The 11,441-nt window shown below is 64.1% G+C and carries 11 protein-coding genes and 1 tRNA gene; 4 read left to right on the plus strand and 8 right to left on the minus strand.

The genetic code is table 11. The features are described 5' to 3' along the window. Window position 1: 1 nt before the first annotated feature. The gene (locus ACZZZM_RS04215; RefSeq protein WP_463593863.1) at window positions 2-1,243 is read right to left on the minus strand and encodes an MFS transporter; all 1,242 of its coding nucleotides are present in this window, start codon (window positions 1,241-1,243) and stop codon (window positions 2-4) included. Between the two features lie 208 nt (window positions 1,244-1,451). Here ACZZZM_RS04215 and ACZZZM_RS04220 point away from each other — a divergent pair, with 208 nt between their 5' ends. Continuing rightward, a complete protein-coding gene (locus ACZZZM_RS04220; RefSeq protein ID WP_463593864.1) occupies window positions 1,452-3,134 on the plus strand; it encodes an FAD-dependent oxidoreductase in 1,683 nt (560 codons plus the stop codon). 7 nt (window positions 3,135-3,141) lie between these two features. Here ACZZZM_RS04220 and ACZZZM_RS04225 read toward each other — a convergent pair whose 3' ends face one another. Beyond that, on the minus strand, window positions 3,142-4,005 hold the full coding sequence (locus ACZZZM_RS04225; RefSeq protein ID WP_463593865.1) for a phytanoyl-CoA dioxygenase family protein: 864 nt from the start codon (window positions 4,003-4,005) through the stop codon (window positions 3,142-3,144). 137 nt (window positions 4,006-4,142) lie between these two features. Here ACZZZM_RS04225 and ACZZZM_RS04230 point away from each other — a divergent pair, with 137 nt between their 5' ends. After that, the gene (locus ACZZZM_RS04230; RefSeq protein WP_463593866.1) at window positions 4,143-4,799 is read left to right on the plus strand and encodes a hypothetical protein; all 657 of its coding nucleotides are present in this window, start codon (window positions 4,143-4,145) and stop codon (window positions 4,797-4,799) included. A 63-nt stretch (window positions 4,800-4,862) separates the two neighbouring features. Here the strand turns inward: ACZZZM_RS04230 and ACZZZM_RS04235 are convergent. Next, window positions 4,863-4,953 (minus strand) — tRNA-Ser (locus tag ACZZZM_RS04235). A gap of 78 nt (window positions 4,954-5,031) precedes the next feature. Here ACZZZM_RS04235 and ACZZZM_RS04240 point away from each other — a divergent pair. Continuing rightward, window positions 5,032-5,898 carry a peptidylprolyl isomerase gene (locus ACZZZM_RS04240; protein ID WP_463593867.1) on the plus strand — a complete coding sequence of 289 codons (867 nt, stop codon included), beginning with the start codon at window positions 5,032-5,034 and terminating at the stop codon, window positions 5,896-5,898. Window positions 5,899-5,902: 4 nt separating this feature from the next. On the opposite strand, the gene ACZZZM_RS04245 is transcribed toward ACZZZM_RS04240, so the two are convergent. The 4 genes from ACZZZM_RS04245 to ACZZZM_RS04260 are packed head-to-tail and all read right to left on the minus strand — an operon-like array spanning window position 5,903 to window position 9,397. Next, complete coding sequence (locus ACZZZM_RS04245) at window positions 5,903-6,490, minus strand: ABC-type transport auxiliary lipoprotein family protein (RefSeq protein WP_463596372.1); 588 nt, start codon at window positions 6,488-6,490, stop codon at window positions 5,903-5,905. Between the two features lie 8 nt (window positions 6,491-6,498). Continuing rightward, window positions 6,499-7,470, minus strand: a complete 972-nt coding sequence (locus tag ACZZZM_RS04250; RefSeq protein WP_463593868.1) for an MlaD family protein — start codon at window positions 7,468-7,470, stop codon at window positions 6,499-6,501. Continuing rightward, a complete protein-coding gene (locus tag ACZZZM_RS04255; RefSeq protein ID WP_463593869.1) occupies window positions 7,470-8,291 on the minus strand; it encodes an ABC transporter ATP-binding protein in 822 nt (273 codons plus the stop codon). The genes ACZZZM_RS04250 and ACZZZM_RS04255 overlap by 1 nt, the downstream gene beginning before the upstream one ends. Next, complete coding sequence (locus tag ACZZZM_RS04260; protein WP_463593870.1) at window positions 8,288-9,397, minus strand: ABC transporter permease; 1,110 nt, start codon at window positions 9,395-9,397, stop codon at window positions 8,288-8,290. The genes ACZZZM_RS04255 and ACZZZM_RS04260 overlap by 4 nt, the downstream gene beginning before the upstream one ends. Before the next feature lie 82 nt (window positions 9,398-9,479). On the opposite strand from ACZZZM_RS04260, the gene ACZZZM_RS04265 reads away from it, so the two are divergent. Continuing rightward, entirely contained in the window at window positions 9,480-10,151 is a 672-nt protein-coding gene (locus ACZZZM_RS04265; protein ID WP_463593871.1) for an HAD family hydrolase, read from the plus strand. A gap of 3 nt (window positions 10,152-10,154) precedes the next feature. Here the strand turns inward: ACZZZM_RS04265 and ACZZZM_RS04270 are convergent, their stop codons facing one another. Next, window positions 10,155-11,360: a DUF445 domain-containing protein gene (locus tag ACZZZM_RS04270; protein WP_463593872.1), complete on the minus strand. Its 1,206-nt coding sequence runs from the start codon at window positions 11,358-11,360 to the stop codon at window positions 10,155-10,157. Between the last annotated feature and the right edge of the window lie 81 nt (window positions 11,361-11,441).

An 11,441-nucleotide genomic window follows, 5' to 3' on the forward strand; every position in this document is an offset into this window, starting at 1 on the left:
CTCAGGGCTGGCGCGGGTCGAATGCGGGGCGGGGGAGGCTGGCCAAGGCGACGCTGCTCGCCGCCATGAGCACGATCGCGAGCCACAGGAACGGCCTGTAATCGCCATATCGATCGAACACATAGGACGCACCGAGCGGTCCGGTAGCGACGCTGATCGAAATCGCGGCAAGAAGTCCGCCAAACAGCGCGCCGAAGCTCTTGAGGCCGAAATGCCGCGTAGTGAGATAGACAATCACGTCCATTTCCGCCCCTACGGCCAGGCCGATTAAACATGCCGCAGCCACGACGCCGGCATGGCTATCTCCTGCTAGGAGCAGCAACAGACAGCCCCCGGCCGGCAGCAGGAATGCGCCGGCGCCGACGAGCGACGCACGGAAATGATCCAGCAGGGCGCCGGTCCCAAGCCTGCCCGCGATCGAGGAAAGGCCGATCAGCGCGGCGATGCCGGCCGCAGTGAGCGCATCGAAGCCGTTGCCCGTCAGGATTGGGACGAAGTGGATTACCAGCGCGATTGTAGGGAAGGTGAAGAGCAAGCTCGCCAGTAGCAGGCGTACATAAATGGACGAGCGAAGTCCCGTCAGAAATTGGATGCCCGAAGCATGCCGCTCGGCCACCGCCTTCACGTCGCTCTTGCCGGCAGGTTTGTCGTGCGCGCCGCGGAAGAACAGGAAAATGATCGGAAATGCGACTGCGAGCCAGATGCCGGCTTGCGCGCCCAATGCGTTTCGCCACCCGTAGCTGGCGATCAACTTGGTCGCGAGATACGGGAAAAGCGCAGCGGCGACCGAGGCTCCGCACAAGGTGACTGCGAAGGCGAGTCCGCGAGATGCTTCGAAGCGCGTGGCGACGGCGCTAGTCCAAATCGTCGCCTGCACCGGAAGCATTGCGAATGCCATTACACCCCACAGCATATACCAGTTTGCAGGATCGCCGGTCGCCGTGCCGAGCAGAGTGAAGGCGGCAAGCGTGACCACGATGCCGACCACACCGAAGATGCGCGGCCCGATTCGATCGAGCATCATCCCGATGGGAATGCCAAAGGCTGCCTGAACGAGAGTAGCCACGGTGAGTCCTGCGGTCGTCTGCATCCGCGACCAGCCGAATTCGGCGCTGATCGGGCCGATATATGAGCCCAGCCCGTAAATGTGGATGACGCTGGTGGCATAGCCGAGCGCAGCAGCGATCGGCAGCATGTAATGCTGCCGCCATTCGGCGCCTGCGCCGGTCTGGGGCTTTGTCATTCACTCTCCATCGGGCTCCGCGTCTTATGGTACCAGCCCGGCGCGAAGTACCGAAAGACTGGCTCTGACTGCATTGAACCAAACGTACGGTCGGTCAGTCAATCGAAATTCGTGATCGAGGGCCATTCCGATTGCCAAGCCATGCAAGGCCAACTACTATTTCGACCAAATGGTGGATAGAAAATCCCAGATATTGAGAGGGCTCGAGATGCAGTCATTTGACCATGAAGTCGATGTGATCGTGGTCGGCTCGGGCTCGGCCGGAATGACGGCTGCCTGGGCAGCCGCACGCAAGGGACTGCGCGTGTTGATCCTCGAAAAGACCGAATATTACGGTGGCAACAGCGCGCTTTCCGGCGGCGGCGCGTGGATGCCAAATTCTCCGGCACTGAAGCGCAGCGGTCATGTCAGCGACCCAGCGGACGTGCTCGCCTATCTGCGCACGCTGGCGCCGGAGATCGACGAAGGGCGTCACCGCCGCTTCCTCGACGAAGCGCCGCGGCTGTGCGAGGCGCTCGAGACCCTACCTTATTTCCGCAGCGGCTTTTATTGGGGCCGCGGCTACTCCGATTACCATCCCGACAAGGGCGGCGACACGCAAGGGCGCGGCATCTGGCCCAACCCGATGGACGTTCGGATGCTGGGAGACGAGGCGGACACGCTACGCGAAAGCAATCTGATGCGCGGCGCGCCAAAGGGCGTGTGGGTCACCAGCAAGGATTTCAGCGACATCATTCGGGTGCGCTGGGGCGGCTCGCTGCGCCGCTACAAGATCATGTTTCGCATGGCGTGGCGCAAGCTGCATGCCCATGCCACCGGCGCGAAGGTCATCACCTCGGGCCAGGCGCTGATGGCGAGGCTGCGCATGGCCGTGCGCGACGCGGGCGTGCCCTTATGGCTCAACACGCCGATGACCTCGCTGCTGAGCGACGGCAGGGGCGCGGTGTGCGGGGTCGAGGCAATGCGCGATGGCAAGCCCGTGCAAATCGGCGCGCGACGCGGCGTGGTGATCGCGGCGGGAGGATTCGAGTTCAACGAGACGATGCGGCGCCAGCATCAGCCGACGCTGCGCGGCGTGGGTCATAGCCATGGCTCGCCGGGAAATACCGGTGACGGGATTCGTGCGGGCGAGGAGCTCGGCGCGGCGACCGATCTGATGGACGATGCGTGGTGGATGCCCGCCATCGATACGCCGGGCATGCCGCGGCCCACGGTCAGCGAGCGCCAGGCACCGGCGCAATTCATCGTCAATCTGGAGGGCAAGCGCTTCGTCAACGAATCGGGACCCTATACCGATTTCGGCCACGCCCAGATCGCCGGCGACTACATGAAGACCTACATGATCATGGACCATCATGGCTGGACGCATAACATGGTCGCCGGGCATATGCCGGGACTGCCGATGCCCAAGGCGTGGCTGGATCACGGCACCGCGATTGTTGCCGACACGATCGAGGAACTGGCGGTGAAGATTGGCGTGCCACCGGCTAATCTGGCAGCGACCACCGAGCGCTTCAACGGCTTCGCGCGTGCGGACCGCGACTTGGATTACCATCGCGGCGAAAGCGCATACGACAATTTCTATGGCGACCATCGCTACAAGAATCCGAACCTCGCCGAAGTGAAGCACGGGCCATTCTATGCCTTCCGTATGGTGCTCGGCGATCTCGGAACCAAAGGCGGCCTCCTCACCAATGAGAATGCGCAGGTGCTCGACAAAAACGGCGTGCCGATCGCAGGGCTATTTGCCGCCGGCAACAGCAGCGCGTCGGTAATGGGACACAGCTATGCGGGCCCAGGCGCAACCATCGGTCCGGCCATGACCTTCGGCTGGATCGCAGCGCATATGCTGGCCGGCAGCAATCGCACCGAGCTGGACCACGCCGCCTGACCTTTCATCACGGATAGACTGTCGGGAAATTAGGGTGGTCGAACAGCCTGCGCGGTTCAAGACCCAGTCCGTCGGTGTTGAAATTGGCTTGGCCGGTATAGCGGGTACGCCCCGAGATTCGGTAGCTCGACATCGCCCAGCGCACGCGGTTCGTCGTGTTGGTGCCGGACGCATGCCAGGTCAGCGAATTGTGGAACAGCGCGTCGCCCTGCTCATAATCGCGAGTCTGGCTTTCCTCGAAGCGCTCGAAGAGTTGCGGATAAAGCTCGGTCGCCTTCTCGCCGACCTCGCCGACCATTCCGCCCGGCATCGTGTGCTGCGAGCCATTGAGATGAGACATCGGGCCCATCTCGCGCGTAATCGGAACCAGGGCCAGCCAGAACTGCACTGCCTCTGCCCGATCTATCGGCAGGCTCGGAAAATCCTGATGCCAGTCGACCTCGCGCGCGACCTTCGAAACACTGGGGTATTTGACGTGCAGTGTTTCGGATAGCGGCTTGACCGAGGGCACGTTCATCAGCCTGGCCGCTGCCTCGCCGAACTTGCGCTGAGTCACGTAATTGAACATCCAGGGATCCTCCTGGCGGATCCCGAAATACAAATCGAAACGCTTGGAGAATTTGTCGACGACCGCGCGGAATTCTTCCTGTTCGGCGGGATCCTCGGGCCATTCGCGCCACCGCAGACCGGTCCACGCGGCGTAATGCTCGATCACTTGTTCGCAGAGTTCGGGAGCGACGAAGCCGGGGACGTGGACCCAGCCCTTCTCGTTATAATGCGCGATCTCGTCCGCGGTCAGCGAGCGGATCTGGCTTGAAAGATCCAGGGCCTCGATGGCTGCCCCCGATTTGACGGCCGTCACCTTGCTCATTCGCTCTCCCCAACCAGGATATATTTCTACCTGCCGTTTGTATGATATAGGGGTAGAAAAGCAACAACGGTGTTTGCGAGCGTGAGAGCAGTAGGATGATTCCAAGAGACTTGCGTGTGCAGCCGCCGCGGGATGCCGTGGGCGTCGACGAACGGGCGGCGTATGACCGTGTGGTTGGTCGGCAGACTGCCTATGGCTATGCCAGCGCCACCCCGGGCTATACGCAGCGTGCCAAGGGCGAGGAGGCAGGCCCCTATTTCGGGGCGCTGCTGCGCTCGCCGCGCATCGCTGACCATATAAGCGAACTAGGCGTCTTCTACCGGCGCCGTGGCGAAGAGCCGGACAGTTTCAGCCATGCGGACCGCGAATGGGTCGACATCGTCCTCGGCAGCCATCTCGGCTACAATATGTGGGGTCATATCTGCGACGGGCTGGCAGTGGGTGTGCGGAGTGATGCAATTCTCGCGATCCTTGAGCACCGTGACGCGGATCTGGAGGCAGACGAGCGCCGCCTGGCAGATATCATTCGCCGCTTTTCCGACGGTCGGTTGGACGATGGTGAGGACTGGATATTCCTCGACAGGCGGTTCGGCGAGCGCGGCGCGATCGAATACCTCGCCTGGCTCGGTCATCTCACTATGACGATTCGCCTCATCCAGGCGTTTATCGGGCGCCAGTCGAGTTCGGATGCGGAAACTGCGATTAAGCTGCGGGCGTTGATCGAAAGCGACGCAGACTTGCCGGATCCTCTAGCGCGGATTCCACCGCTCGACTTCGAAGGCCGGGTGCTTTGACTAGCGAACGGCTGGCGAGGATGCGATTGCACCCCGGGGGGCCGGCACGGGAAGGCCGAGATCTGGCGGAGCGGGTGGGATTCGAACCCACGATACGCTTTTGACGTATACTCACTTTCCAGGCGAGCGCCTTCGACCACTCGGCCACCGCTCCGCAATGCTCTGGAAGGCGTGCCGATAGAGCGTGCGAGGGAGCTAGGCAAGCGCGGCGCGGCGTGCCAGTTTCTCGGCCATGCTCAAGCCCCTGCTCGCGCTGCTCGCGCTCTCCGCCACTTTCCCCGCTTATGCCCAAACCGCCGGTCAGGCCGCCGCGCCTTTGCCCAGCGATGCCGCGCCCGAAGATTGGCGGGATATCCCCGATGACGAGATCATGGTGATCACGTTCAAAGACGGTCGGCAGGTCTATATCCGGCTCGCGGCGCGACTGGCGCCGGGACATGTCTCAAACGTCCGGAAAATCGCGATGGCGCATTGGTGGGACAATACCAGCGTCTACCGGGTGCAGGAAAATTGGGTGACGCAATGGGGCGGGGACGAGAAGCCCGCGCCGCCCGAAATCCTGGCACGGCCGCCTGCGGAATTCGAGATCGCGGCGTTCGAGCCGGCGCAGCGCCTGTCCAGGGCCGATGGCTATTCGACGGCATCGGGCGTGACCGCCGACGGCTGGCCGATCGCGACCGACGGCAAGGCGGCGTGGCTGACGCATTGCTATGGCATGGTCGGCGTCGCGCGCGATCAATTGCCCGATACCGGCGCGGGCACCGAATTGTTCACGCCGATCGGCCAATCGGCGCGGCGGCTGGATCGCAATTACACCGTGGTCGGGCGGATTATCGAGGGCATGGCGTTCATGTCGGCAATGCCGCGGAGCAGTGCGGCGATGGGCGTATATGCCAGCCCCGCGGAGCGCACCGAAATCGCCTCGGTGCGGCTCGCCAGCCAATTGCCGGGCGACGAGCGTCCGCGCTTCCAATATCGCGCGACCGACAATGCCCGTTATGCGGCGCTGATCGCAATGCGCGAAAAGCCCGCCGCGCCGACCGTGGCGACCGGGCTGGAGGTCTGCGACTTGACCCCCGGCGTGCGCCGCAGGCCGTGAGCTGCTAGCGGCCGACCCAGTCGGCGACTTGTGCCGCAACCTGGTTTGCGGCCTGGTTGAGCGCGGCGCCGACGGGTGCCGCCTCGACCGGCGTGACCGCCACGCGCGCTTCGAAGCGGCGCTTCTCGATCACCGTTTCCTTGCCGCGGATCAGCGCCGCGTCATAGGTGACCACTGCTTCGCCGGTATCGGCATCGACGCCGAAGGTGCGCAATTCGCCCATCAGATAGGCGCCAGGATCGAGCTGCGACTGGCGCGTCGATAGCACCAGCCGGCCGGTGCGCGACGTGATCGTATCGCCGAGCATGCGCGCAAAGAGCTGGTTCGGACGCTCGACCCATTGCGCATCCTTCACATAGGCAATCGCGGTGCCGCCCAAATGAACCGGGATGCGCGACGAGGACAGTTCCTGCGGCACCGAAGGCACCGAAATGGTGATCGTCGCGGCCAAGTTCGAACGCTGTGATTCGCCCACCGGCAGATCGACCGCCGAATCGAGCGTCAACAGATTGGCCGGCGGCTTGCCCCCGAATGAGATGCAGCCCGAGAGCGATGCCGCGAGCAGCGGGACCAGGAGAAAGCGCTTGTGCATCATGGCTCTCACTTCTTCTTGCCGGGTTTATAGTCGGGCAGCTTGGGGGAGCCCAGAATGCTGCCGGCGCCGCCCTGATCGATCTTTTCGGCGACCGAGGCGAGCGACTGCGACATCACGCGCAGGTCCTGGACGAGCTGGCCAACCTCGGGGATGGTTTTCTTGGAAAAGGCCTGGATGCCGGGGCGGGCATCGCCGATCGTCGAATCGAGCGTCTCCATGCTCTTCTGCGCCGCCGCGATGGTGCGGTTCAGATTGACGATCGTCGGCTTGATATTTTCCGCCAGAACCCCGTTCGTGGTGCCGGCAAGGTTGCCGATCTGCTCGGCGGCAATGCCGGCCTTCTGGATCGCGATGCGCGTCTCGGCCAGCGTCGCGGCAATTTCGGGGCCGCGATCGGCAAGCGCGTCAGTCAGCCTGTTGGTATTCTCAAGAATGCCCGCGATCGAAACCTGGTTCTTGTCGCCGAGCAGGTCGGAGAGGCGCTCGGTCAGCGTCGAGAGCCGTTCCAGCAGCTTCGGTGCCGAACTCAGCAGCGCGCCGAGACCGCCGGCCTTTGTCGGGATGACGGGCACGCCGAGCGGGCAGGCCGCCTTGGGGTTCTCGGCGGGGCAGACGATCGGCGGCGCGCCCTTGACCGCGCCGTCGAGCTGGACGCTGGATGGGCCGGTGAAGCTGCCCTGGATTGTCGCAGTGGTGCCCTCGAGGATCGGTACGTCGGGCTTTACGGCGATGCGCACGCGCACCAGGCTGGGATCGGGTTGCCAGAAGGAGATTTCCTTGACCTGCCCCGAGGGGACACCCGAAAACGTCACCTGCGAGCCCGCGCTCAGCCCATCGACCGCCTGCTTGAAGAAGATGTCATATTCGCGGTCGTCGCCACCGCTCAGCCGGGCGAGCCAGACGGCGAAGAGCGCCAGCACAGCGAGCAGGATCAGCACGACGCTGCCGACAAGCACATGGTTCGATCGCGTTTCCATCAGGCTCTGTCCTCATGCGCGGCTTGGGCCTCGTGTCTGGCCTTTCCGGCGACCGCAGCGCGTCCGCGCGGTCCATTGAAATATTCCTGAATCCACGGATGATCCAGCGCAAGCAGCTCGGGAATCGTTCCCACTGCGATGACCTTCTTGTCGGCGAGCACCGCAACGCGATCGCAAATCGCATAAAGCGTGTCGAGATCGTGGGTGATTAGGAACACGGTGAGCCCCAGGGTCTTCTGGAGCGACGCAGTGAGCTCGTCGAACGCCGCGGCGCCGATCGGATCGAGGCCTGCGGTCGGCTCGTCGAGGAAGAGCAATTCGGGATCGAGCGCGAGCGCGCGCGCAAGCCCGGCGCGCTTCTTCATGCCGCCGGACAATTCCGAGGGGTATTTGGGGCCGGCTTCCGCGGGGAGGCCGCTCATCATTACCTTGTATCCGGCAATCTCGTTGAGCAGCGTCTGATCGAGATTGGGATAATATTCCTTGAGCGGCACCTGGACGTTTTCGGCGACGGTGAGCGTCGAGAAGAGAGCGCCGCCTTGGAAGAGGATCCCCCAGCGCTTGCGGATTTCGGTCGCCTCGGTCTCGTCGCGGCCGATCGTCGATTCGTCGAACACTTCGACTTCGCCAGCCAGCGGGGTCTGCAGCCCGATGATCGAGCGCATCAGCACCGATTTGCCGGTGCCCGATCCACCAACCACGCCAAGAATTTCACCGCGGCGCACTTCGAGATCGAGGCCGTCATGCACTACAGCATCGCCAAAGCCATTGCGCAGGCCGCGGACGCGAATGACTATTTCGGAGCGGGAGGGACGGTTCACATCCATCCAATCTGGCTGAAGAAGACCGCGAAAAACGCGTCGAGCACGATCACGAGGAAGATGGCCTGAACCACTGCGGTGGTGGTGCGGTGGCCGACCTGCTCGGCATCGCCTTCAACCTGCATGCCCTGGAAGCAACCCGCAACGGCGATGATCACGCCAAACACCGGCGCCTTGATCAACCCCACCCATAAATCCTGCATCGGCACGACTTCGCGGATCTTCATGATGAAGGTGATCGGTGGGATGCCGAGCTGGATCCAGCACAGCAGTCCGCCGCCGATGATCCCGATCAGTGCCGAATAGAAAGCCAGCAACGGCATCATCAGCACGACGGCGATGGTGCGGGGCAAAACCAGCGCCTCCATCGGCGAGACGCCGATCGTGCGCATCGCATCGATTTCCTCGGTGAGCTTCATCGTGCCGATCTGCGCGGCAAAGGCCGAGCCCGAGCGGCCCGCAACCATGATCGCGGTCATCAGCACGCCGAGCTCGCGCAGCGTGATCCGGCCGACGAGATTGATCGTGTAGATCTCGGCGCCGAACTGGCGGAGCTGGACTGCGCCCTGCTGCGCGATGACGATGCCGATCAGGAAGCTCATCAGCCCGATAATGCCGAGCGCCGAAACGCCGACGACTTCGAAGCGCTGCACCGTTGCGTTGAGCCGGAAGCGCCTGGGATGCGTCAGCACGTTCCAGAACGCGATCAGCGTCGCGCCGAGGAAGCCGAGCAGCCCGTACAGCGTCTTGACCGCGACCACGACGGCATCGCCGATCTCGCCAAGCACGCGCCCGACCAGCCCAGGCTCGGGCAGGGCCGGGGCAATCGGGCATTCGGACGCGGCGACCTGTTCGAGCAGATATTTCTCGTCGGGCTGCATGCCGACAATCTCGGCTTGGTGGTCGCGCGCGAAGCGATGGACCAGCCAGGCGCCGACAGTATCGAGCCGTTCGATCTGGTGGAGATCGAGCGTTGCGACCGGGCCAGGCTCGGCGCTCAGCCGCTCGGGCAAGTCGCCGATACAGGCAAGCGACAAATTGCCGGAGAAGCGCAGGGTCGCGCTACCATCCGAATCGATACGCTCGAAGTTCGCAGGCCCCTTCATATCGGGCACCTTTCGGCGATTCGCCCTTCTGCGGCAAGGATTTGCTCTGGTGCGGCTCTACGCCCTCGTTCTACATGTCCCAATGCGGCACCTGGCAATCTACGACATGGACAAGACGATCACGCGCCAGGCGACGTGGATGCGGTTCCTGATCGCGTCCGCCAAGCGCCGCGCGTCGTGGCGGCTGGGGCTGTATCCCGTCGCGGGGCTGGGGGCGCTCGGCTATCTGCTCAAGCTGACCGATCGCTCCGGGCTCAAGCGGTTCACGCAGCGGCTGATGCTGGGCGGCGCGCTGACGCCCGATGCGATGGACGAACTGGCCGACGCCTTCGCCGATGCCGAACTGGAACATGGCGTGCTCCACGGCGCGCGCGAACGGATCGAAGCGGACCGCGCCGCGGGCTACACGCTCGTCATGGCGACCGCGTCGCACGGCTATTACGCCGCCGCGATTGCGCGCCGCCTGGGCATGAATGCTGTAGTCGCCACTCGGGCGAGCCGCGATGAACAAGGCCGTATTCTCTCCAGTCTCGATGGGGATAACTGTTACGGCCCCGTAAAGCTCCGCATGATCCTCGACTGGATGCGCGAGCAGGGGATCCCCCGCCAAGATGCGTATATCCGCGCCTATTCGGACCATGTCTCCGATGCGCCGTTGCTGGCATGGGCGGACGAAGGATTTGCAGTCAACGCGCATGGGCCGCTCAAGGCGCTGGCTTCAGAGAAGGGCTGGCCGGAACTGGATTGGCGCTAGCGCTCAAAGCCAAGCATCCACGGCGTGGATCGCGACGCCGACCAGACCGCCCACTAGTGTCCCATTCACCCGGATATATTGCAGATCGCGGCCGACGGCGTTTTCCAGCCGGCCGGTGACGGTCTCGGCATCCCAGCCCTTGATCGTGTCCGAAACCAGCCGGACGATACCGTCGCCATAGTCGGATGCGGCGCCGACCGCGGCGCGGCGCACGAAGCGATTGATTGTATCGGCCAGGCGCGCATCGCCCTGTAGCGTCTCACCCAATTGGCGAAGTGCTCCGCCAAGGGCGCCGGCTAGCACTCGATCGGGATCGCGTGCGATTCGAAGCAGTGCGGCGCGGCCGGATTCCCATACGCCCAACCACCAATCGCCCAGCGCGGGATTGTCGAGCAGTTCGTTCTTGAATGCTTCGACTTGCTCGCGCTTCGCGGCATCATGCTGCAGATCATGGGCAAGCTGGGCGAGCCCCTCTTCCGCCTTTGCGCGCAGGGGATGGCGTGGATCGTCGGCCATGTCGTTCAGCAGCTTGGTCAGCCCGGCGATGATCTTGTTGGCAAGCGTCTCGTCGAGCCCGGTCCAGCGGAGCACTGAGCCGGCGCGTTCATGCACCATCGCGCGGATCAGATGATCGTTGGCTTCCAGCACCCGCGCCGCCCAATGGACCATGCCGTCGAGCAAAGGCCGATGGCGATCCTCCGCGATGGCGGTGGCCAGCGCCCGCCCGAGCAAGGGCGCGATCTCCAGGGCGCGGAGTCGATCAGCCAGCGCCCGCTTCGCCATGCCGCCCAGCCGCTCCTGATCGAGCGCTTCCAGCATGTCGGCCGCCAGCCGGCCGATCCCTGCGCGCAGCCGCCCGCGACCAGCGCCGGGGTCAGACAGCCAGCGTCCTGCAGCGCGGGCCACATCCAGCCACTGCATCCGCCGCGCGACGACCGCGGGGGTGAGGAAATTGTCGCGGAGGAACTGAGCGAGCGTCCCCGCGATCCGATCCTTGTTGCGCGGAATGATCGCGGTGTGCGGGATCGGCAGGCCCAGCGGGTGGCGGAACAGGGCGGTGACGGCGAACCAATCGGCCAATCCGCCCACCATCGCCGCTTCGGCAAAGGCGCGAACATAGCCGATGGCGGGGTGGACATGATCGAGGGCGCGCGCCGCGAGGAAGAGTGCGGCCATTGCCACCAGCAGCCCGGTCGCGACGATGCGCATGCGCCGCAGCTCGGGCGTTGATGCGGAAAGGGGAGCGCGCGACCCGGTCACACGCTCCCCAATCCCTGAAGCCGCAGGAGG

The organism is Sphingomonas sp. AC522, from assembly GCF_979258125.1.

Coding starts and splice junctions, on each gene's coding strand:
- ACZZZM_RS04215 (WP_463593863.1), bottom strand. CDS start 1,243: ATGACAAAGCCCCAGACCGGCGCAGGCGCCGAATGGCGGCAGCATTAC.
- ACZZZM_RS04220 (WP_463593864.1), top strand. CDS start 1,452: ATGCAGTCATTTGACCATGAAGTCGATGTGATCGTGGTCGGCTCGGGC.
- ACZZZM_RS04225 (WP_463593865.1), bottom strand. CDS start 4,005: ATGAGCAAGGTGACGGCCGTCAAATCGGGGGCAGCCATCGAGGCCCTG.
- ACZZZM_RS04240 (WP_463593867.1), top strand. CDS start 5,032: ATGCTCAAGCCCCTGCTCGCGCTGCTCGCGCTCTCCGCCACTTTCCCC.
- ACZZZM_RS04245 (WP_463596372.1), bottom strand. CDS start 6,490: ATGCACAAGCGCTTTCTCCTGGTCCCGCTGCTCGCGGCATCGCTCTCG.
- ACZZZM_RS04250 (WP_463593868.1), bottom strand. CDS start 7,470: ATGGAAACGCGATCGAACCATGTGCTTGTCGGCAGCGTCGTGCTGATC.
- ACZZZM_RS04260 (WP_463593870.1), bottom strand. CDS start 9,397: ATGAAGGGGCCTGCGAACTTCGAGCGTATCGATTCGGATGGTAGCGCG.
- ACZZZM_RS04265 (WP_463593871.1), top strand. CDS start 9,480: ATGCGGCACCTGGCAATCTACGACATGGACAAGACGATCACGCGCCAG.
- ACZZZM_RS04270 (WP_463593872.1), bottom strand. CDS start 11,360: ATGCGCATCGTCGCGACCGGGCTGCTGGTGGCAATGGCCGCACTCTTC.